Genomic DNA, 940 nt, shown 5'->3' on the forward strand with positions numbered 1-940 from the left:
CAAGCGGCGGGGCCATGGCAGAACAGGAGCGGGGCCCCCCAAGCGGCGGGGCCCACCACCACCAGCGCCCCCCCGGCAGCGTGCCGGTGCCCAGGCCCGCGGGCTGGACGTGGTGCCAGGCCCAGTCGGCGGCGGCGCGCTCCTGGTCTTCCAGTGCCCGGTTCAGGCCGCCCTCCAGTTTCCACTCGCCGTTGACCCGGCCGAGCAGGCAGATATCCAGCCCTTCCCAGCCGCCCAGTTGCTGCACGGCGGCGGCCATCACCGCCTGGCGGTCGGTGGCGGCGGTCAGTTTGCGCGACAGTTCGAGCATCTGGCTGGTCTCTTCCTGCGTCTCGCGCAGCGCCTGCAACTGCCGGCGCGGGCGCGCGGCGAGGTTGCCGGTAAGGCCGGCCATGAGCAGGAAGAACAACAGCGTCAGCACGTCTTCTTCGCGCTGGATGGAGAAGGAGAAATGCGGCGGGATGAACAGGAAGTCGTAGGCCAGGAACGACAGCACCGCGCAGCCCAGCGCCGGGCCGAGGCTGCTGCGCACCGCCACCAGCAGCACGGCGGCAAGGAACACCAGGGAGATGTTCGGCAGCTCCAGCACGCTGGCCACCGCCCAGGCCAGGGCACTGGCGCAGCCGGCCGCCAGCGCGGCGAGCAGGTAGTTGCCCCAGGGCCAGGGCGTTTGCAGGCGGGCTTTGGGCGGTGCAAGGTCGGCCTCGCTGTCGAGTACGCTGATTTCCAGCCCATCGCCCAGGCGCAGTAGCCTCGCCGCCAGGCCCCCGCCGAACAGCCGGCGATACCAGCGCTGCCGCGAACGGCCAACCAGCAGCAAGGTGGCGCGGCGCTCCTTGGCGTGTTCGACCAGGGTGCGCGCCACTTCGCCGCCGCGCAGCGAAGAGTCGCGCATGCAATTGCAGAACGCCCAGCAACAGGCCGAGCGCCTGGGCGGCGA

The 940-nt window shown here is 71.5% G+C and carries 1 protein-coding gene; it reads right to left on the reverse strand.

Annotated elements, in window-relative coordinates:
- Positions 1-940: DUF4118 domain-containing protein (locus ACCC94_RS29845; protein WP_413353190.1), on the reverse strand; the 940-nt coding region annotated here is incomplete at both ends.

The sequence above is a fragment of the Pseudomonas sp. Pseusp97 genome, from assembly GCF_047304025.1.
Classification (GTDB): Bacteria; Pseudomonadota; Gammaproteobacteria; order Pseudomonadales; family Pseudomonadaceae; genus Pseudomonas.